Here is a 19,253-nt window from a genome sequence, read left to right as displayed (position 1 = left end):
GTTGCCGGCCGAGCCAAATGAAAAAGGTTACTCAGCCCTTGCGAGCCAAGGGTGTCAGGCTCAAACTTCGACGCTTGAACCTTGGGTGTTTTCTTGATGATTGAATTTCGTAAGCCGTTGTTGAGCGCTGTATGTGTGTTGCTGGGCAGCCCCTTTGTGTTGGCGGCCGACCCGGAAATTCATTGGCCCAGCGGCTGGCAAGTCGAGGAAGTAGTGCCCGACGACGAAGCGCCGGTAAAACCTCAGGCGGTGTCCCGCCAACGCGCAATCAAGAATGATGAAAACGGCAACACCTTGATGGTCATGGAGTTGACTGGTACACCGATTGAGGCGGGCCATAAAGTTAATCTTCAAGGCGTACTGCTGGAAATGCGCAAATCCATCCAGAAGGATTTTGCCGGCAGCGGTTATCAAAGCGTGTGCACCAAAATGCACACCAGCACATTGAGCCGTCTTGAAGCGCTGGAAACTACTTGCGTGATTACCGAGAACGGTCGGCACATATTGTCACAAACATTGGTCGGCGCAGTTGATAGCGATAAAGCCTATGTCTTTTCCTTCGCCGGTCAGGCCGAGGCCTATGAAGCCAGTAAGGCTGAAGTCAGTTCAGTGCGTGATAGCCTTAAACTTTGAGCGGGTTATCTCACTCGTTTTTGAACAAAGTGAACACTTGATTAAGTTCGTTTTCGAAGCAAAAAAAACCCCGCATCAGCGGGGTTTTTGCAGCGTCTTTCGATCAGCCGCGCAACCAGGAATCTACTGTGGCAGCGCCATACTGTTCTTTCCAGGCTTTCAGGCCGCGGTGGTTGCCGCCTTTGGTTTCGATCAGTTCGCCGGTGTGTGGGTTGTGGTAAACCTTGACCACACGTGCGCGGCGCTGTTTTGGTGCGGCGGCAGCAGCGCTGGCTTTGCCAGGGTTAGGATCAAGGATCGAGATGATGTCGCGCAGGCTTTTGCCGTAGTGCTTCATCAGCCCTTGCAGCTTTTCTTCGAATTCGATTTCTTTTTTCAGGCCGGCGTCGTTCTTCAAGGATTCCAGCTGAGCCAGCTGTTCTTGAAGGGCTTTTTCTGCTGCGCGAAATTCGGCGAGTCTGGACAAAATCTGTACTCCAATAGTGTAGTTGGCTGATATCAACTGCAGATAAAGCGTGTAAGCCAGGAGCTTTAAGGTAACTCAAAGAAAGAGGCCTTTCTGCGAGTTCAGCACAGGCAGGAAAAATTGTAGTAGTTAATGCCGCACGAGTAAATCACGGCGTTACCTAAATAAGATTATTTCATCCAGCGCACTAGATGGCTATTCAATGGCTGCTCAGCGACTTCATGAATTCTTCACAGGGTAGCGGCCGGCCGAACAGGTAGCCCTGCAGGAAGTCCACACCTTGGGCCGCGAGGTATTCGCATTGCTCTGCTGTTTCCACGCCCTCGGCGACAATACCCAGGTCCAGCTTGCCGCTGAGTTCTATGATGCTGTCCAGAATATGCCGTGAGAGTGCATCGGCGCCAATCATGGCGACAAAACTTTGATCGATTTTCAAGTAGTCGACGTTGAAGTTGCGTAAGTAACCCAGGCTGGAGTGGCCGGTTCCGAAGTCATCAATCGCGATCATCACCCCCAGTTGATGCAGGGCGTCGAACAGGCGGGCGGTGGTGTCGGTAGGCTGAATCAGTTCACGTTCGGTCAACTCCAGTACCAGCGTCACCTGGCCGGGGGCGAACGCAGCGAGAAACTCCCGGCAGTCCTGCACCAGGTCGAGGTCCTGGCAGTGACTGGCGGTGATGTTCACGCCGATATGGAAGCCCGGGGTGAAGCGCCCGGCATGCGGGGCCAGTTGCGCAGCGGTCTGGCGTAGCAACGAGCGGGTCATCGGCACGATCAGGCCAGAATGTTCGGCCAACGGTATAAACAGGTCAGGGCGAACCAAGCCTTCCTTCGGGTGCCGCCAGCGCATCAATACTTCACAGCCGGCCCATTCGCGGGTGTCGCCACGCACCACTGGCTGGAAATACGGAATGAATTCATTGGCCCCCAATGCCCGCTGCAACTCATGGGTCGGCGCGGACGAGCGCTTTTGCAGCCAGTGCGCCAACACGCCCGCCAGCACACCAAAGAACACCAGCAGACTGAACAGCGCCGGGTAGCGCGCCTCCATGTACCGCCAGACCTCACCGACAGGCATGCCGGCATCGACGCTGTACGGGTAACGCTCAGAGTTCAGGTGCTGATGGGCCACTGCAAACTGCGGCATTGCAGTGGTGTGCACCTTGCCGTCAGCGTCCAGCCAGTTGGCTCCCACTTGCAGGATCAGGTGTGCGTAGCGGCTGATCAGGCGCAAGGCGTTGGTCAGGTGATAGCCGTCAACCGAGGCAAACGCGGCTTTATCGCCATCGACCAGGCGGTAAACCAACAACGCGGTATCGGGCGTTACCGGGTTGCCGTTCATCAACCACAGCGTGCCCGCTACGTAATCGTCCGGGTTGACCGGTGACTGGTAGCTGCCGCCGAACAACGAGCTGCAATAGATGTTTTTTTGCCAGGACAAGGTCGTTGCCCGCACAAAGGGGCGCCGCGTGACCTGTTCGCGCAGTGCCAGTTGCGCGCCGTTGTCGCACGGTTGGCCGGCCAGCGGCAGCAATGCCTGGGCGGCGAGGGCGGTGTTGTCGAGCATTAAATCGAATTGGCGCACAGCCTCCAGCGCGGTTTGGGCGGTGCTTTGCTCAAGGGTGCGTTCGGCTTGCCAATGAAGAATCACAACCCCCAATAAAACGGGAACCAGGCCGCAGACACTGCTGATGAGCGCGCGTGCAGTTCGGCTTCGGGGGCCTTTGGCAGTGAGGGGCATAGAGGCAGCCAATAACAGAATAAAAAGACGGGTGTGTGCCGATGATAGTTGGCATTGCGCAGTGCCGCTCACTTGTTTGGCGCGAATTGACCTAGCCGTTCGGTCAGTTGTTGCGATTGTCTCAACTTGGCAAGATAAACATCGTTGCAAAAAGTAAGAGACTTCGGAGCACCGACCCTTCCAGCCTCTCTCTCAGCCGTTTCAGCCCACTTCTGGCGGGACGGTCGACCCTCGTCTTTCAATTGTTGAAATTCGTTTCGTAACCCGTTAACGCTACTTGATAAGGAATTACCTGCAATGAACAACATCCGATTGGCCGCTGCTTTCCTGGCTGCTACCGGCGTCGCCGCGCTGCCTGCTTTTGCCGCAGACGGTACCATCAGCCTGACCGGTGAAATCACCGGCACCACCTGCAGTATCAGTGGCGGGGCAGGCTCCGCGCCTGGCGCCAGCCCGAACTTCGCCGTTGTGCTCAACAAGGTCCAGGCCAGCGCGCTCAAGGCAAAAGGCCAGACGGCCGGCACCACCCCATTTGTTGTGCGTGTGGGTGCGTGCCCCAAGGATACGACGGTGGCGGTGTTGTTCGAGAGCAGCAGCCCGGCGATCAACCCGGCTACCGGCAACTTGAAGAATCAAGCGCCGGCCAAACCAGTGCCTGCCAGCCTGGTTGAGGTGCAGATTGTCGACGGCACTACCCAAAAGCCTATGGACCTGCGCCTGGCACTCAATTCGAGCAGTGCAAAAGTCCCCGACAACGGTGAGGTGTCGCTGCCGTTCGCCGCGCAGTACTTCGCCACCGGCGCCGCAACCCCAGGCCCGGTAAGTACGCAGGTGCTGTATTCCGTCACGTTTCCCTGATCAAGGCCCGGAGCCTGGCGGTTCGCCAGGCACTGGACAGCGCCTTGGAGGACCGCCCCATGCTTGCCCGACTCATGTTCGCAATTGCCTTGCTGCTCGCCATTTCGATGGTTAGCGGATGGCCATCCGTTGCCCATGCCGGTGTAGTGATCGATGGCACGCGGCACATTTACCCGCAACAGCGTCGCGAAATCACCTTGCGCCTGACCAACGACGACGAACGGGCTCCGCGCCTGGTCCAGGTATGGCTGGATCAGGGTGACCCGGCGTCAGACCCTTCTAACAGCGAGGTGCCTTTCAGCCTTTCGCCGCCGGTGTTTCGCCTGAACCCGCAGAAAAGCCAGGCCGTGCGCCTGGTCTACACCCAAGAGCCACTGCCGGCTGATCGGGAATCGTTGTTTTGGCTGAATGCGCTGGAGATCCCGCCCAAGGTCAACACCGAGGCCGATGCAGAGGTTGGCCCGGCGAATCACCTGCAATTCGCCTTTCGTATCCGTACCAAAGTGTTTTTTCGCCCCGCCGATCTGCCTGGCAGCCCGAACGAAGCGCACACGCAATTACGCTGGTCCTTGCGCCGCAGTACCCAGGGGACGCTGCTGGACGTGCACAACCCATCGGCCTATCACGTGACATTCAACGAGGTGGCGTTGGCCATGGGCCCGCAGCAAGACGCGCCGCTGCTGCCGGCGGAAGAGGGCATGGTGCCGCCAGGCGGCAACCTGACCCTGAGGGTGCACAAGGCCGTGCGGCCCATCCCTGCGGATGCCCGGGTGCATTTCAAATACATCAATGACTACGGCACGTTTTCCGCGCCGCAGCGTGCTCCTCTGAAGTTCTGACTATGCCTGCCTTGTTGCCATTCACGTTTTGCCAAGGCGCTGCCTGGCTGTTTTCCCACCCTCGGCTGGTGCTGTTGTTCGGCCTGCTGAGCACGCTTGTGTTATCGGCCGAGGCTGCCCCGTTATTGTTTGACCTGGAGGCCTTTACCAGCGGTGTGTCCAGCCCGGCGGATCTCTCACGCTTCAATACCAGCAATGTGTTGACGCCAGGGGTTTATCGCGTTGACGTGATACTCAACGGCCAATCGCTGGGCCGTCGCCCGATCACCTTCGTAAACCTGGACAAACAGGACGCTGCGCAACCCTGTGTGAGCGCGCAGCAACTGGCCGAACTCGGAGTAGTACTGCGCAAGTTCGAGGCAGGCGCCGAGGGGGATTGTCGCGATTTCGCCGCATGGATGCCCATGGCCAGCAGCCATGTCGATGTCGAGTCCCTGACCCTGGATGTCAGCATCCCGCAGGTCTACATCAATGGCTCCGCACGCGACTACATTGACCCCGCCCAATGGGACGCGGGCGTTGATGCCGCGCTGCTCAATTACACCTACAGCGCCGCTGCGGTGACATCAGGTGCGGGTGAAGACCGCAGTTATCTTGGCCTCGACGGCGGGGTCAACCTGGGTGACTGGCGGTTGCGCCACCAGGGCGGGCAAGCCTGGGCTTCGCGAAGCAGCCACTTGCCTTATCAAGCCACGGCCACCTACTTGCAACGCGCCGTTTCAGCCTGGCAGTCGCAACTGACCGTAGGTGACAGTTTCAGCAGCGGTCAGATCCTTGATGGCGTGCGCGTGCGTGGCGTTACGCTGGCCACGGATAACCGTATGCTTGCGCCGTCGCAACAAGGCTATGCGCCTCAGGTGCGCGGCGTTGCCGACAGCAATGCCACGGTGACGGTGCGCCAGAACGGCTACACCCTTTACGAAACCACTGTGGCGCCTGGGCCTTTTGTGATCGATGATCTCTACCCCACGGGATACGGAGGCGACCTCGACGTCAGTGTCACCGAGGTAGACGGGCGACGCAGCACCTTTGTCGTGCCTTATTCGGTGGCCCCGCAACTGTTGCGTTACCGCGCCACACACTACAGCGCAACGGTGGGCCGGGTGCAGCAGCATGGTGTGCGTGATGCCAACGCTTCAGTGTTTCAAGGCACGCTGCAACATGGGCTAGTCGATAACCTCACCGTTTATGGCGGCGCCACGCTTTCCCAGGGCTATAGCCAAGGCAAGGCGGGCCTGGCGATGAGTACGCCTGTTGGTGCATTCGCCTTGGACACTACCCACTCGCGCACACAGGTGCAGGGGCAAGCCCTGGCCCACGGACAAAGCCTTGGCCTGGCCTACAACAAGAATGTGCCGTTTTCGGGAACGCATTTTGCACTCGGCGCCTATCGCTTCTCGACCGATGGCTACCTGAACCTGCCGGACGCATTGAATGTGCGCGACCTGGGCCGTCATGGTGGGAACCTGGACAGCTATGCCCGGCAAAAGAGCCGCCTGGACCTGACGATCAGCCAGCAGCTGGGGGAGGGCACCCTGAGTTTGTATGGCAGCTCCACTGACTACTGGGCCGGGCAGCAAGGGCGCCAGACGTCGTTCACCGCCAGTTATGGGGCCAGTTGGAAGTCGCTGAGTTGGAACCTCTCGGCGCAGCGTTCGAGAGTCAGCGAGCTGTATCGGGCGAGCGACCGCGAACGCGGTGAGGATATTTTCTTCGGCCGCTCGACGCGAACCGAACGCGTTGAGAATCACTGGGTGCTGAGCCTCTCCATGCCATTGGGCGAGGGCACGCGCGCACCGACCCTGAGCAGTTCACTGTCGCGGGATGCAGGTGAGTCGCGCGGCAGTCAGCAACAAGTCGGCATCAATGGTTTGTTGGGGGATACGGCGCACACCCATTACGGGTTGGTCGGCAGTCGCGGCACCGGCGATCACGGCGGCTCAAGCTTCAACGCTTACGCGGGCTATCGCAGTAACGCAGCCAACCTGCGCGGCGGTTATGGCCAGCGCCAGGGCAATGCGCAAGTGTCCATGAGCGTCGACGGCGGCCTGATCGCCCACAGCGATGGCGTCACCCTGGCGCAAAACCTCGGTGAAGCTTCGGCGCTGGTGTATGCGCCGGATGCCCAGGGAGCGCAGCTCGGCGGTTCCGGGGTGCGTATCGACAAGCAGGGTTATGGGGTCATGCCTTCTTTGCGGGCGTACCAGCCCAACGCCGTGGACATCGACCCGCAAGGCATGCCCATGGACGTGGAATTAAAGGAGTCGAACCGTTCCGTGGTACCGACCCTGGGCGCAATATCGCTGGTCAAATTCGAGACCGTCAGCGGCCGGGCGGTAGTGATCAAAGCCACCCACCCGAACGGCAGACCCCTGCCGTTCGCAGCCCAGGTATTTGACGAGCAGGGCAACGAAGTCGGGGTGGTTGGCCAGGCGGGCAAGGCTTTTGTACGCGGGGTTGCCGACCACGGCAGGCTGACCGTGCAGTGGGCTGAGGCGGCGGGCGAACGGTGTTTCATTCGTTACCATCTACCTGCCCGTGAACCCGGTCGCCGCCAGGAAAATACAGATCAATTGGTCAGCCAGTGTCGCTACGAGGAGAGCACCTGATGAATCACACGATGAACGGTGCTCAACGCTTCACGATCAGGTTTTCCGGCGTCGTCGCACTGCTGAGCGGCTGGGCTTTCGCAATGCCTGCCCAAGCGCACTTTGGTAATGCTGGCGATTGTTCGCCCCAGGCAAACCTGAATGTCTCGATTGCGCCCATCACCTTGCAGGGCCACGTACAGATCGGGCAGGCCCTGGGCGCGGCAAACGGCTACGACTTCGATAGTGGCAATGGCTATGTAATGCGCTGTCAATACAAGGATTGGCCTATCGAACAACCCGTGACAGCGAACATAAGCATAGTCAATTCGCCGGCTACGGGGATCACGTTCAGTGCGTCCGGCCTCTCGATGCCGGTCTACGCCACCAACCTGCCCGGAGTGGGATTCGCGGTGATGGCCAGGGACCCCGGCCAGCCTTTTCACCCACTCCATCACGGCACCACGGCGTTATTAACCGTCAAACACAACAGGCCCAATGGGTGGGGGCTCCAGGGGCGGATCTACCTGGTGGCTACCGGCCCTGTCTCGGCCGGCACGATCACTGCGCGCACGTTTGCCAACTACACGCTGACCAATGTCACGACCTCAGGCCCGGGCTACGCTTCGGTAAGCCTGAGCAACGCGGTCATAGTGCCGCCGCTGCGGCCTACCTGCCATGTTTCGACACCTTCGGTTGTCATGCCGATGGGGCCTGTGGCCAGCCGTGATTTCACGGGCGTAGGCAGCTACGCCGCAAGCGTGAGCCATAGCATCAGGCTGGACTGTGCCGGGGGAACCGGTGGCAGCCTGGATATCTGGGTCACGGTGACCGACCAGACTAACCCCGCAAATCGCGGCAATCAGTTGTCGCTGACGCGTACTTCGACAGCCAAGGGTGTGGCAATACAGCTGTTGAGTGGCCCCTCAGTGCTCAACTATGGCGCCGACTCTTCGGCCGTCGACAACCTGAACCAATGGCGGGTGACAAGTACGAGCAACGGCACTATCACGATCCCTTTGACTGCTCGTTATGTGCAAACCGAAAAAATGATCCGACCCGGTACGGCCAACGGGTTGGCTTCGTTCACCATGAGTTATCGGTGAGTGCCGGTGTGTTGCAGCCCTTGCGCGAGTGTGAGGAACGCAAGGGCAGCAGGTGAGGCCTGGCGCCGGTCCAACACCGCCAGGCCGATCCGGCGCGGCACCGGCGGTGATAATGGCCGTGCCACATAACGACTGTCGACACGTTCGGGCAACGATGCCTGCGCCACGATGCTCAACCCGTCGCCACGGCTGACGGCTTCCAGCGTACTGAGCAATTGGGCACAGCGATACCGCACGTTGGGCCGCAAACGCGCGTCGCTGAACAAGCGCATCACCAGCTCTGATGAGCCGGCTTCGGTGAGAATGAACGGATCGTCACACAGCGCTTGCAAAGGTACTGATGTGCTGGCAACCAGCGCATGGGTGGCCGGCAACAACACGACAAGCTGATCCTCGAACAACGCCACGGTGTCGAAACGCTCACTGTCTGTTGGCGTGTCGGCGAGCACCACAAAACCCACGTCGACACGCCGCTCGTCCAGCCACTGGATGACTTGCCGGTCTGGCCCCTCGTCCACATGCACTTCAATGCCCGGGTAGGCCTGCCGAAAATGGCTGAGGATTGTTGGCAACAAGCGCACCGACGCAGTGGGGCCGAAGGAGCCGATGCGCAAGGTGCCGCGCTTCATGCCACGGGCGTCGGCGGCTTCCTGCTGTAAGGTCGCGGCCAGGCCGAGCATGGCACGGGCGCGCCCGAGTAATTGCGCGCCGATATCGCTCAGCTCCACCAACGTCTGGTGGCGCCGAAACAATTCCACGCCCAGCTCCTGCTCCAAGGCCTTGACCGCATGGGACACCGCCGACTGGCTGATGCCCAGGCGGTGAGCCGCACTGGTGAAACCTTGCAGCTCGGCCACCAGTGAAAAAATTTCCAGTTGGGTCAAGGTCATGAGTAAAGGCTCATTTTACGATTACTGAACATTAGTCGAAGAATATGCCAACCCTGCCACCTGTCGAGCAACTGCTAATGCATCATTCGTCTGATCGCCTCACCTACCTGAAGCTCGCCGCTGTGACCATGATCTGGGGTGGCACCTTTGTCGCCGGACGCTACCTGGCCCATCAAGTAGACCCGCTGCTGGCCGCCAGCCTGCGGTTTATCCTGGCCAGCCTGGCGCTGCTGCTGTTTATGCTGTGTGCACGCATCCCGCTGGCGCGGCCACGTCCCCGGCAACTGCTACGTCTGGCAGTGCTGGGTTTTTTCGGGATCTTTTTCTACAACCTGTGTTTTTTCTACGGCCTGCAGTACATCAATGCCTCGCGCGCTTCGTTGATCGTGGCGTTGAATCCGGCCGTGATCGGCCTGGCTTCCTGGTGGTTGTTCAAAGAGCGCCTCGGCGCTGCCAAGGTGCTGGGCATCACTTTGTGCCTGGCCGGCGCTGCGGCGGTGATCGTCAGTCGTAACCCGCAACTGCTGCAAGGTGCATCGAGTACCTGGCAGGGCGACGTGCTGGTGTTTGGCTGTGTGCTGGGGTGGGGGATTTACTCGTTGTTTTCCCGCGCGTTGAATCAAAGCCTGGGGCCGTTGCAAACCGTCACGTGGTCAGTATTGCTCGGCACCCTGATGCTGACACTGGCCACCGCGCTCACCGGACGCTTCACCGTACAAGGGGTCGTCAGCCTGCACTGGCCGCAGGTTGTGAGCCTGTTGTATTTGGGTGTGCTCGGCTCCGCGCTGGCGTACATCGGCTATTACGATGGCATCCGGCGTATCGGCGCGACCCGCGCGGGCGTGTTCATCGCGCTTAACCCGCTGACGGCGGTGATCTGCGGCGCGCTGCTGCTCGGCGAACAACTGACGTTACCCATGGCGCTGGGTGGCGCGGTGATCCTGTTGGGCATCTATCTGTGCAACAAACCCCTTGCGCAGCCCAGGGCAATAGGGATTTGATGAGAGTGCGGACAAATACTGTTACGCTGTGTAGAATCGATTTACGCATACAAGAATATGGACTTGCGCTCACGCAAGCCTCGGCCGTCAGAGACTGATGTAATCATGAAGCTACTCGGCTCCCCCCTGATCTTTGGTGACTTCCTCGCCCGCAGCGTGCGGGGTCTCTCGTGCGCGCCACCCTGCAACCTCATCCTTGCCTGTAATTGACTGCTTGCTACTTACAAGAATGATGAGGTGCCGAAATGGCCGACCAATACGAAAACCCGATGGGCCTGATGGGCTTTGAATTTATTGAATTCGCATCGCCGACTCCAGGCACCCTGGAGCCGATCTTCGAGATCATGGGCTTCACCAAAGTCGCGACCCACCGCTCCAAGAATGTGCACCTGTATCGCCAGGGCGAGATCAATCTGATCCTCAACAACCAGCCCGACAGCCTGGCGTCGTACTTTGCCGCCGAACACGGCCCGTCGGTGTGTGGCATGGCGTTCCGCGTCAAAGACTCGCAGCAAGCCTACAACCGCGCGCTGGAACTGGGCGCCCAGCCGATTCATATCGAAACCGGCCCGATGGAACTCAACCTGCCAGCCATTAAAGGCATTGGCGGTGCGCCGCTGTACCTGATCGACCGTTTCGGTGAAGGCAGCTCGATTTATGACATCGACTTCGTGTACCTCGAAGGTGTCGACCGCAATCCGGTAGGAGCAGGCCTCAAGGTCATCGACCACCTGACCCACAATGTGTATCGCGGCCGCATGGTCTACTGGGCCAACTTCTACGAGAAACTGTTCAACTTCCGTGAAGCACGCTACTTCGATATCAAGGGTGAATACACCGGCCTCACGTCCAAGGCCATGAGCGCCCCGGACGGCATGATCCGCATCCCGCTGAACGAGGAATCGTCCAAAGGCGCCGGCCAGATCGAAGAGTTCCTGATGCAGTTCAACGGCGAGGGCATCCAGCACGTGGCGTTCCTCACCGAAGACCTGGTCAAGACCTGGGATGCGCTGAAGAAGATCGGCATGCGCTTCATGACTGCGCCGCCGGACACCTACTACGAAATGCTCGAAGGCCGCCTACCAAACCACGGCGAGCCGGTGGACCAACTGCAGGCGCGCGGTATTCTGCTGGACGGCTCCTCGATCGAGGGCGACAAACGTCTGCTGCTACAGATTTTCTCGGAAACCCTGATGGGGCCGGTGTTCTTCGAATTCATCCAGCGCAAAGGCGACGATGGGTTTGGCGAGGGCAACTTCAAGGCACTGTTCGAGTCGATCGAGCGTGACCAGGTGCGTCGTGGTGTACTGACCACCGACTAAGCACAAAAAAGCCCGGCCGAGGTTAACCCCCGGCCGGGCTTTTTATTGCCTGCGCATCAGGCTTTGCGCTGACGCAGCAGATGCTTGAAACCTTCATACACCAGCACCATCACCGCCAGCCAGATCGGGATATACGTCAGCCACTGGCCGCCCTTGATGCCTTCGCCCAGCAACAAGGCCACGAACAGTAGCAACACAGGCTCCACATAGCTGAGCAAGCCGAACAGGCTGAAGGCCAATAAGCGGCTGGCGATGATGTAGCTCACCAGCGCCGAGGCACTGATCAAACCCAGCATTGGAATCAACGCATAGAGCTTGGGGTGCAGCTCGAGCACGGCAAAACCTTGTTCGCCATGCTGCACAAACCACCAGGCCACCGGCAGCATCAGCGCCATGTCCAGCCACAAGCCACCCAGGTGATCGGTGCTCAGGTATTTGCGTACCACGAAGTAGATCGGGTACCCAATGATTACCACCAGCGTGGCCCAGGAAAAACCACCGGCCTGGTACAACTCATTAAGCACCCCGAGCGCGGCAAAAAATACCGCGATCTGCTGCAAGCGCGACAAGCGTTCGCCGTAGACCAGGCGCCCGGTCAGCACCATGGTCAGTGGCAGCAGGAAATACCCCACCGACACATCCAGGCTGCGCCCGTTCAACGGTGCCCACATAAACAGCCATAACTGTACGCCCAGCAGGGCGGACGACAGCACCACGCCGCCGATCAGCCGCGGCCTGGCCGCCAGCATTCGCAGCAACTCCCACACGCGCCGCCATTCACCGCTGACGATCATGAACACCGTCATGCACGGCACGGTCAGCAGCATGCGCCAACCAAAAATCTCCAGGCCGCTCAAGGGCGTGAGCAGCGAGGTGAAGTAATACATCACGGCAAACAACACCGAGGCCAAGACCGATAAAACAACACCTTTAGACACACTGTCCTCGCGAAAGCTGATTTTTACAGAAGAAGGGGAACTTAGGTGGGGAATATAGGGTTCGTGACACTCTTTGTCACGCCGATTACAACATTTTAATGGAACACCTTCCTACCCCCGTGCCACACAAGTATGACTTTTCGCGGCTAGCATGACTGCGCTTGGTTTTGCATGGAAAGTTTTGCATGGCTTATTAATGCTCTGCAAAAAACATCGACTAATGGAAATAAGTTAGTAAGCGCGACTTTGGTGGGCGTCATCATTGCGTGATGATAACCATGGCTCTGGCAAGGACTGGTTCAGAGGGTTGCAGACTAAGACATTAGATAATGAGGTCCACCCTATGCATGGCATTTCCCCCTATTATGGCTCTACACCTGCTACCTTCAACGGCTTGCCCGGCATTATAGGCAGGTTCGGCGAAAGCGTTGCGTTTCCGAAAGGTGACACACCGTCCTGGAAAAAACTTGAAACCTATAAGACTTTTTTCGAGTCGGTCGCCAGAGATAACAACAGCGGCGTACTCACGGCGGACGGTAAGGAATTACTGGACGCGGTTGCCTCTCCAGATACTTCTAAACAACCTCGCGTCAGTGCTTATTGCTTCAACGTGGGTCCTTATTCGGCCAGGGACAGTTTTATTGTCAAACGCGAACCGATCGTGCAGGGCGCCGTGAATTTTGTATTGTGGATGCCGGAGAAGGACTTTAAATCAAGTTATGAGTTTAACAGTTATCAGGCAATCGACGATTTTCTGAAAAGTTTACCGAAAAAGACTGACGCCTTTAACGCGTTTCTTGCCCATTTTGTCGACAAGACAGCGACTTCCCCTGTCAGAACAGCAGTACAGGCGCGTGCATCCGCAACGCAAGGCAGCGCACCCAATATGCTGATAGGACCAGGCCAGCAGATCGTAGGGAATGTGTTTGAGCACTTGGATCGAACCAGTGAAAACCCTACGACAATCAGGTTTGTCAACGGGCTTGTCAATCAGCAATTGGAATCGGTCGATCACGGCAGGCCGACCTTTAGCGGCGTGCGGCCCAATGGAGAGAAAGTGGTCTATCGGTACGACTTTCACGGCAACTTGCTGGGTTCGGGTGACAAGGGGAATTTTTACTTCCTTAAAAATGGCGCCCATAGTCAATTGCCACTGGTTCCCATCACATTGCCACAACTAAGAGAGCTCGTCTTCAGGGGCAATGGTGACCTGAACTCTGTGGTCAACGCCTTCGCCAATTTTCTAGAAAGTCCATTTTCCGGGGTCTCAACGCTCCTGCAAGCGCTTGGAGTCGACAAAGCAACTGCCGATACCGTCGAACGCGGCCTGGATAACCCCGTCAATGCCGTGTTGCTTTTCTTGAATAAGAACAACGATATCGGCAGGGTATTCGGTCTGCCAAAAAGTGAAATGAACGCGATACTTACCAACTTTGCGACTACCGCTCAGGGGTTTGTGCCTGGCTATGGTACTTACAGATCTGTCGCCGCCGTGCTGGCGAAGATATTAAAACAACAACCTGTGACACAAGAAGAGGCCAGGGAAGCCGCCCATGGGTTAGGTGTAAAAGCGGATATAAAACTATAACGCGGTAACCAACAAACCCGCCCACACTGGCGACTGTGGGCGGGGTATGACTACCGACTAATACGCCCCGACACAAAATGGCTCACGTCATTAAACCCCGGCGTAGACGAATGCCCTGGCGTCACCAGCGAGTCAATAAACGCCTCATCTTCTGCCGTGATCTTCACCGCCAGCGCCCCGGTATACGCATCCCACTGCGCCTCGGTACGCGGCCCGACAATCGCCGAACTGACCGCGGAGTTGTTCAGCACCCAGGCAATTGCGAACTCGACCATTCCCACACTCCGTCCTTGGGTGTATTGCTGAATCTGCTGGGCAATGCGCAATGACTCCACCCGCCATTCGGTTTCCAGGATGCGCTTGTCCTGGCGCGCCGCACGGCTGCCGGCTTCGGGTGTCACGTCGGGGGCGTATTTGCCACTGAGTACGCCACGGGCCAGTGGGCTGTAAGGCACCACGCCCAAGCCATAGGCGGCTGCAGCGGTAAGTTGCTCGACCTCGGCCTGGCGGTTGACGATGTTGTACAGCGGCTGGCTGATGATCGGCTGGTCGACCCCCAGACGCTCGGCCACGCGAATCACTTCGGCGATACGCCAACCACGGTAGTTGGACAGGCCCCAATAGCGGATCTTGCCTTGGCGGATCAGGTCGCCAATCGCCGACACGGTGACTTCCAGCGGTGTGTCGTGGTCCTCGCGGTGCAGGTAATAAATGTCCAGGTAGTCGGTGTCCAGGCGCTTCAGGCTGGCTTCCAGTGCATTGAACATGCGCTTGCGGCTCAAGCCGCTGCGGTTGGGCAGGCCGTCCACCGGGCCAAAGCCGACTTTGGTGGCCAGCACCCAATCCGAACGGTGGCGGGCAATGGCCTCGCCGACGATTTCCTCGGAGCGCCCACCGGTGTAGACGTCGGCCGTGTCAATGAAATTGATGCCCTGGTCCCAGGCCTTGTCGATGATGCGCAGCGAGTCTTCCGTGTTGGTCTGCTCGCCAAACATCATGGTGCCCAGGGTTAGTGCGCTGACCTTCAACCCGGACTGGCCCAATGTGCGGTAAATCATGCAAAGCTCCTCATGGCAGGGAAACGTTACCCATGCAATACCAGACTCGGCGGCTCTGGAACAAGCCCTGCGCGCGTTTCTTCATACACTCAGCAAGGTCTGGCAGCGCTGCTGTAAAAAACCATGCAGCACTTTCACCCGTTCCGACACTTGCAGGCGATGTGGGCACATCAGGTTGAACGGCGTGGGCTCGCCTTGCCAGTCGGGCAGCAGCGCCACCAACCGCCCAGCCTTGATATCGCCGGCAATATCCAGGTTGGCCTTATAGGCGATGCCGTGGCCCGCCAGCGCCCAGCGCCGCACGATTTCACCGTCATCGCTCAGGTAGTCACCCGACACCTCGACCTCCTGCAGCAAGGCGCCTTGGCGAAAGTACCAGGTGCTGTTTGCCTGCCCACGGCGCATGTAGCGCAATGTACTGTGCTGCGCCAGGTCGGCCGGCGTGCGCGGTGTGCCATGGCGCGCCAAGTAGTCGGGGCTGGCGCAGGGGATACGATGGTGGCCGGGTACCACGGGCAGCGCCACCAGGCTGGAATCCCTCGGCACACCAAAGCGCAGGGCAATGTCGACGGTGTCGCGGAACAGATCCGCGTTACTGTCGTTGAGCAGTAGCTGCAGGCGGATCGTCGGGTGCGCAAGCTTGAACTCATCCAGCCAGCCGAGCAGTACATTGCGGCCGAAGTCCGAAGGTGCTGCCAGTTGCAATAACCCACTCAAGCTCTGGCCCTGTTGCTTGATCGCCTGCTCGCCTTCGGCCAGCGCTTCGAGGGCTACGCGCACGCTGTCGAGGTAGCGCCGGCCTTCTTCGGTCAGGCGCATGCTACGCGTCGAGCGGGCGAGCAAGCGGATGCCCAGCCGGGTTTCCAGGCGCTTGAGCGCAATACTTGCCGCCGCCGGGGTGAGGTTGAGGCTGCGCGCCGCCGCCGACAGGCTGCCGGTGTCGGCGGTGCGCACGAACACTTCAAGGTCCAGGGTCGAGCTCATTTGTAAAAATCCTTTAAAGATCTTGTCGTTTTACCGGGATTTTTCGCCGATTGCCAAGCTGAGAAGATCAACGCTCACTTTTTTAGCCAGGTAGTAACCCCATGACATCTTCCCTCAGCGGTAAAACCGTTATCGTGATCGGCGGCAGCAGCGGCATCGGTGCCGCCGTGGCCAAGGCCGCCAGCGCCCGTGGCGCACACGTGGTGCTGGCCGGGCGGCGTTTGACCTCGGGTGTCGAAAACGCTGTGCGCAGCGAACCGGTCGACGTCACCGACAGCGCCTCCTTGCAACGTTTGTTCGAGACGGTCGGGCGTTTTGACCACTTGGTGTTTACCTCCGGCCCGTCAGTGCGGGCAAAACCGCTGGTCGAGACCGATCTGGACGAGGCCCAGGACAATTTCAGCGTGAAACTCTGGGGTGCATTGCGCGCGATTCAGCAAGCGCTGCCATTTTTGGCAGAGCACGGCAGCATCAGCCTGACCTCGGGCCAACTGGGCCGTAAGTTGATGGCGGGGCAGTTCATCAAGACGGGTATCAATGCTGCGACTGAAGCGCTGGGCAAGCAGCTCGCAAAAGAGTTGGCACCACGGCGCGTCAACGTGATCAGCCCAGGTGTGATCGACACGCCGGCGTATGCGGGGTTGGCAGAAGAGCAACGCCTGGCGATGTTCGCCAAGGCCGGCACGGCGTTGCCAGTGGGGCGAGTCGGGCAGGCGGATGAAGTGGCGGCGGGTTATGTACTGGCCATGGAAAATGGCTTTGTCACCGGCGCGGTAATTGATATCGACGGCGGAGGCCTGCTGTAAACACTGAGCAAAAGTGTGGGGCTGGCTCGCAAAGGGCGCAGGCAGTGCAAAAAAGGTATGGCGGCACAGGCCGCCATGCCCGCCTAGTCGCAAGTCAACGCGTTGAGGCTCGGGTTTCCAGGCAGAACCTGAACGTCGCGCCATGCCCAGGGCGCTCCACCAGTTCGATACTGCGCCCATGCAGTTGCAGAATGCGGTGCACGATGCGCAAGCCCAGGCCGCCATCGCGGCGCGCGCCGCCGATGGTGAAGGCGCGCAGGAACAAGCCTTCGCGCAATTGGGCATCGATTCCGGGGCCGCTGTCGCTGACCATGACCGCTACGGCACCGGCCTCGGGCGCCAGGATCACCTCGACTTCTCCATTCACCGGCGTATGGCGCAACGCGTTGTCCAGCAGGTTGGTGAGCACCCGTTCGATCAGGCCCAGGTCGGCCATCACCGTCGGCACCTGGGGCGGCAGGGTGGCGATGAGGGTGATGGCGCGGGCTTCAGCGGTCAGTTCGAATTTCTGAAAGATATCTTGCACCAGGTCCGGCAGCGAGAAGCCTTCTATCACCGGCTGCACAAAACCGTGCTCCAGGCGCACCAGTTCCAGCAGGGACTGGGCCAGGCCGCCGACTTTACGGCTCTGGTCCAGCGCAATGCCCAGGTAGCGCCGGCGTTCTTCGGGGCTCAGGCTCGCATCCTTGAGCGACAGGGTTTCCAGGTAGCCATGCAACGACGCCAATGGCGTGCGCAGGTCGTGGGAAATATTGGCGACCATCTCCCGACGTTCCTGGTCTTGATGGGTGATGGCGCGCCATTGCTCGCCCAAACGGTTTTCCATCTGCACGAAGGCGTGGTCGAGCACGGCGATTTCATCGCCGCTGTTGAGTTCGGGAACAGCCGTTTCGGCGGCTTTCGGCGCGCCGTTAATGTCGAACTGGCCGACCTTGTCGGTCAGTTGGCGCAGTGGCCGGGTAATCCAGGCAAAGGCGATCAGGCCCGCCATCAGGCAGAGCAGGGCGACCAGGCCGATGGACCACAGGGCGATCTTCAAGGCCATGCCGGTGGCGTCCTTGGCGTCGTACACATCATGGGCTTCGCCCAGCAGCACCACGTACAGAAAGCCGGTTTGCTGGCCGTTGGCCTTGAGCGGCGCAGCACTGAATACTTTGCGCCCGTCGACGCTGCGCGGGTCATCGCCAAGGATCGGCAGCATGGCCCCGCTGAGAAAGCGTCGGACCGGCGCGAGGTCTACATGGTCACGCAGCAAATGCCCGCTGGGTGCGGCGTTACCCACCACACGGCCGTCAATATCGAGCAGGTACACCTCGACACTCGGGTTAACCAGCATCAGTTGGTTGAACAGGTTGCGCACGGCATCCGGCTTGAGGCCGTCGGCGTCCATCAGTTGGGTATCGCGGGCAATGTGCGCCGCCAGGTCGCGGGACAGGCCTTGCACCACTTCCAGTTCATGCATGTGGTTGGAACGTACCTGCAGCCAGGCCGACGTGCCGCTGCAGATCACCAGCAACACGGCAAACACCACCGACAGGCGTTGGGTCAGGGTCAACTTCATGCGGCGCTCTCGGCGAATTTGTAGCCACGGCCCCACACCGTGAGGATGCGCGCCGGGTTGGCCGGGTCGACCTCGACCTTGGCGCGCAGCCGGTTGATATGGGTGTTCACGGTGTGCTCGTAGCCCTCGTGGCTGTAGCCCCACACGGCGTTGAGCAGGTCCATGCGCGAGAAGACTTTACCCGGCTGACGGGCAAAGAAGTACAGCAGGTCAAATTCGCGCGGCGTGAGGTCCAGGCGCTGGCCTTGCAGGGTGGCGTCACGGGTCAGCGGGTTGATGAACAACGCGCCCAGCTCAAGGCTGCCGGCGTCCATCTTCAGGTTGCGCGCCATCGCGTCCACCCGGCGCAACAGTGCCTTGACCCGCGCCACCAACTCCGGCATCGAGAACGGCTTGGCCAAATAGTCGTCAGCACCCAACTCCAGGCCGAGGATGCGGTGCAGTTCGCTGGAACGCGCGCTGGTGATGATGATCGGTGTGTAGCGCGCCATGGCACGGGCACGGCGGCAGATCTCCAGGCCGTCGACGCCGGGCAGCATCAGGTCGAGGATCAGTGCATCCCAGCCACCTTGTTCGAGCAGGCCCAGGCCTTCGGTGCCATCGGCGCTGTGCACCACCTCGAACTGCTCGTCGCGCAGGTGCAGGCAGATCAAGTCGGCAATATGGGCATCGTCCTCGACCACCAGGACGCGTTTGGGCTGATCCATATAAGAAAACCTTCGCTTGTAGTCCGCGCATTGTGCGGCTTTTGCCACAGTGTAGTTATCACGAATTGTTTAACTCTGCGTGAGGATTTCGCGACCGCCCAAGGCTCAGGATGGCGACATTGTTGCTGCGGATGGGTTTTATGTGGCGAGCGGGCTTGCCCCGCGTT

The 19,253-nt window shown here is 59.5% G+C and carries 17 protein-coding genes; 9 read left to right on the top strand and 8 right to left on the bottom strand.

Annotated features, from left to right (window positions below; all coding sequences use genetic code 11):
* The first annotated feature begins 96 nt into the window (after window positions 1-96).
* Window positions 97-633 (top strand): DUF4946 domain-containing protein, encoded by a 537-nt coding sequence (locus HBO23_RS12950; protein ID WP_017135499.1) that lies wholly within the window; start codon window positions 97-99, stop codon window positions 631-633.
* A 103-nt stretch (window positions 634-736) separates the two neighbouring features.
* Here HBO23_RS12950 and HBO23_RS12945 read toward each other — a convergent pair whose 3' ends face one another.
* Together HBO23_RS12945 and HBO23_RS12940 are read right to left on the bottom strand one after the other, a co-directional pair.
* The gene (locus HBO23_RS12945; protein WP_017135500.1) at window positions 737-1,099 is read right to left on the bottom strand and encodes a histone-like nucleoid-structuring protein, MvaT/MvaU family; all 363 of its coding nucleotides are present in this window, start codon (window positions 1,097-1,099) and stop codon (window positions 737-739) included.
* Window positions 1,100-1,298: 199 nt separating this feature from the next.
* On the bottom strand, window positions 1,299-2,840 hold the full coding sequence (locus HBO23_RS12940) for an EAL domain-containing protein (protein WP_170038350.1): 1,542 nt from the start codon (window positions 2,838-2,840) through the stop codon (window positions 1,299-1,301).
* Between the two features lie 297 nt (window positions 2,841-3,137).
* Between HBO23_RS12940 and HBO23_RS12935 the strand changes: the two genes are divergently transcribed.
* From HBO23_RS12935 to HBO23_RS12920, 4 genes are read left to right on the top strand one after another with little or no spacing between them, the layout of a single operon-like run.
* Window positions 3,138-3,698 carry a fimbrial protein gene (locus HBO23_RS12935; RefSeq protein WP_099549862.1) on the top strand — a complete coding sequence of 187 codons (561 nt, stop codon included), beginning with the start codon at window positions 3,138-3,140 and terminating at the stop codon, window positions 3,696-3,698.
* Between the two features lie 59 nt (window positions 3,699-3,757).
* Entirely contained in the window at window positions 3,758-4,537 is a 780-nt protein-coding gene (locus tag HBO23_RS12930) for a fimbria/pilus periplasmic chaperone (protein WP_017135503.1), read from the top strand.
* Window positions 4,538-4,539: 2 nt separating this feature from the next.
* Window positions 4,540-7,146, top strand: coding sequence for a fimbria/pilus outer membrane usher protein (locus HBO23_RS12925; protein WP_170038348.1), 2,607 nt, complete (start codon window positions 4,540-4,542; stop codon window positions 7,144-7,146).
* Window positions 7,146-8,231 (top strand): fimbrial protein, encoded by a 1,086-nt coding sequence (locus tag HBO23_RS12920; protein WP_170038346.1) that lies wholly within the window; start codon window positions 7,146-7,148, stop codon window positions 8,229-8,231. The genes HBO23_RS12925 and HBO23_RS12920 overlap by 1 nt, the downstream gene beginning before the upstream one ends.
* Here the strand turns inward: HBO23_RS12920 and HBO23_RS12915 are convergent.
* Entirely contained in the window at window positions 8,222-9,121 is a 900-nt protein-coding gene (locus tag HBO23_RS12915) for a LysR substrate-binding domain-containing protein (RefSeq protein WP_017135506.1), read from the bottom strand. The two genes, HBO23_RS12920 and HBO23_RS12915, sit on opposite strands and share 10 nt — an antisense overlap.
* A 77-nt stretch (window positions 9,122-9,198) precedes the next feature.
* Here HBO23_RS12915 and HBO23_RS12910 point away from each other — a divergent pair, with 77 nt between their 5' ends.
* Together HBO23_RS12910 and hppD are read left to right on the top strand one after the other, a co-directional pair.
* Window positions 9,199-10,122: an EamA family transporter gene (locus HBO23_RS12910; protein WP_170038345.1), complete on the top strand. Its 924-nt coding sequence runs from the start codon at window positions 9,199-9,201 to the stop codon at window positions 10,120-10,122.
* A gap of 245 nt (window positions 10,123-10,367) precedes the next feature.
* The gene (gene hppD, locus HBO23_RS12905; protein WP_017135508.1) at window positions 10,368-11,444 is read left to right on the top strand and encodes a 4-hydroxyphenylpyruvate dioxygenase; all 1,077 of its coding nucleotides are present in this window, start codon (window positions 10,368-10,370) and stop codon (window positions 11,442-11,444) included.
* A 56-nt stretch (window positions 11,445-11,500) separates the two neighbouring features.
* On the opposite strand, the gene rarD is transcribed toward hppD, so the two are convergent.
* Window positions 11,501-12,382, bottom strand: a complete 882-nt coding sequence (gene rarD / locus HBO23_RS12900) for an EamA family transporter RarD (RefSeq protein WP_017135509.1) — start codon at window positions 12,380-12,382, stop codon at window positions 11,501-11,503.
* A 343-nt stretch (window positions 12,383-12,725) separates the two neighbouring features.
* Between rarD and HBO23_RS12895 the strand changes: the two genes are divergently transcribed.
* On the top strand, window positions 12,726-13,970 hold the full coding sequence (locus HBO23_RS12895) for a hypothetical protein (RefSeq protein ID WP_170038343.1): 1,245 nt from the start codon (window positions 12,726-12,728) through the stop codon (window positions 13,968-13,970).
* 50 nt (window positions 13,971-14,020) lie between these two features.
* Here HBO23_RS12895 and HBO23_RS12890 read toward each other — a convergent pair whose 3' ends face one another.
* Complete coding sequence (locus HBO23_RS12890) at window positions 14,021-15,028, bottom strand: aldo/keto reductase (protein ID WP_017135511.1); 1,008 nt, start codon at window positions 15,026-15,028, stop codon at window positions 14,021-14,023.
* Window positions 15,029-15,109: 81 nt separating this feature from the next.
* Entirely contained in the window at window positions 15,110-16,012 is a 903-nt protein-coding gene (locus HBO23_RS12885) for a LysR family transcriptional regulator (protein WP_170038341.1), read from the bottom strand.
* Between the two features lie 101 nt (window positions 16,013-16,113).
* Between HBO23_RS12885 and HBO23_RS12880 the strand changes: the two genes are divergently transcribed.
* Entirely contained in the window at window positions 16,114-16,818 is a 705-nt protein-coding gene (locus tag HBO23_RS12880; RefSeq protein WP_170038339.1) for an SDR family oxidoreductase, read from the top strand.
* A gap of 94 nt (window positions 16,819-16,912) precedes the next feature.
* On the opposite strand, the gene HBO23_RS12875 is transcribed toward HBO23_RS12880, so the two are convergent.
* Together HBO23_RS12875 and HBO23_RS12870 are read right to left on the bottom strand one after the other, a co-directional pair.
* On the bottom strand, window positions 16,913-18,379 hold the full coding sequence (locus HBO23_RS12875; RefSeq protein WP_170038337.1) for a HAMP domain-containing sensor histidine kinase: 1,467 nt from the start codon (window positions 18,377-18,379) through the stop codon (window positions 16,913-16,915).
* A complete protein-coding gene (locus HBO23_RS12870; protein WP_017135515.1) occupies window positions 18,376-19,086 on the bottom strand; it encodes a response regulator transcription factor in 711 nt (236 codons plus the stop codon). Before HBO23_RS12870 ends, HBO23_RS12875 begins: the two co-directional genes overlap by 4 nt.
* Between the last annotated feature and the right edge of the window lie 167 nt (window positions 19,087-19,253).

It is taken from the genome of Pseudomonas sp. WS 5532, assembly GCF_012985445.1.
In the GTDB taxonomy this organism is placed as follows: domain Bacteria; phylum Pseudomonadota; class Gammaproteobacteria; order Pseudomonadales; family Pseudomonadaceae; genus Aquipseudomonas; species Aquipseudomonas edaphica.
Note: the sequence above shows the minus strand (reverse complement) of the source record. Positions and strands in the feature narration are given on the sequence as shown.

Excerpts from the sequence above, each read along its gene's own strand:
- HBO23_RS12950 (WP_017135499.1), top strand. The coding sequence starts at position 97 with ATGATTGAATTTCGTAAGCCGTTGTTGAGCGCTGTATGTGTGTTGCTG.
- HBO23_RS12940 (WP_170038350.1), bottom strand. The coding sequence starts at position 2,840 with ATGCCCCTCACTGCCAAAGGCCCCCGAAGCCGAACTGCACGCGCGCTC.
- HBO23_RS12935 (WP_099549862.1), top strand. The coding sequence starts at position 3,138 with ATGAACAACATCCGATTGGCCGCTGCTTTCCTGGCTGCTACCGGCGTC.
- HBO23_RS12930 (WP_017135503.1), top strand. The coding sequence starts at position 3,758 with ATGCTTGCCCGACTCATGTTCGCAATTGCCTTGCTGCTCGCCATTTCG.
- HBO23_RS12925 (WP_170038348.1), top strand. The coding sequence starts at position 4,540 with ATGCCTGCCTTGTTGCCATTCACGTTTTGCCAAGGCGCTGCCTGGCTG.
- HBO23_RS12920 (WP_170038346.1), top strand. The coding sequence starts at position 7,146 with ATGAATCACACGATGAACGGTGCTCAACGCTTCACGATCAGGTTTTCC.
- HBO23_RS12915 (WP_017135506.1), bottom strand. The coding sequence starts at position 9,121 with ATGACCTTGACCCAACTGGAAATTTTTTCACTGGTGGCCGAGCTGCAA.
- HBO23_RS12910 (WP_170038345.1), top strand. The coding sequence starts at position 9,199 with ATGCATCATTCGTCTGATCGCCTCACCTACCTGAAGCTCGCCGCTGTG.
- hppD (WP_017135508.1), top strand. The coding sequence starts at position 10,368 with ATGGCCGACCAATACGAAAACCCGATGGGCCTGATGGGCTTTGAATTT.
- HBO23_RS12895 (WP_170038343.1), top strand. The coding sequence starts at position 12,726 with ATGCATGGCATTTCCCCCTATTATGGCTCTACACCTGCTACCTTCAAC.
- HBO23_RS12890 (WP_017135511.1), bottom strand. The coding sequence starts at position 15,028 with ATGATTTACCGCACATTGGGCCAGTCCGGGTTGAAGGTCAGCGCACTA.
- HBO23_RS12885 (WP_170038341.1), bottom strand. The coding sequence starts at position 16,012 with ATGAGCTCGACCCTGGACCTTGAAGTGTTCGTGCGCACCGCCGACACC.
- HBO23_RS12880 (WP_170038339.1), top strand. The coding sequence starts at position 16,114 with ATGACATCTTCCCTCAGCGGTAAAACCGTTATCGTGATCGGCGGCAGC.
- HBO23_RS12875 (WP_170038337.1), bottom strand. The coding sequence starts at position 18,379 with ATGAAGTTGACCCTGACCCAACGCCTGTCGGTGGTGTTTGCCGTGTTG.
- HBO23_RS12870 (WP_017135515.1), bottom strand. The coding sequence starts at position 19,086 with ATGGATCAGCCCAAACGCGTCCTGGTGGTCGAGGACGATGCCCATATT.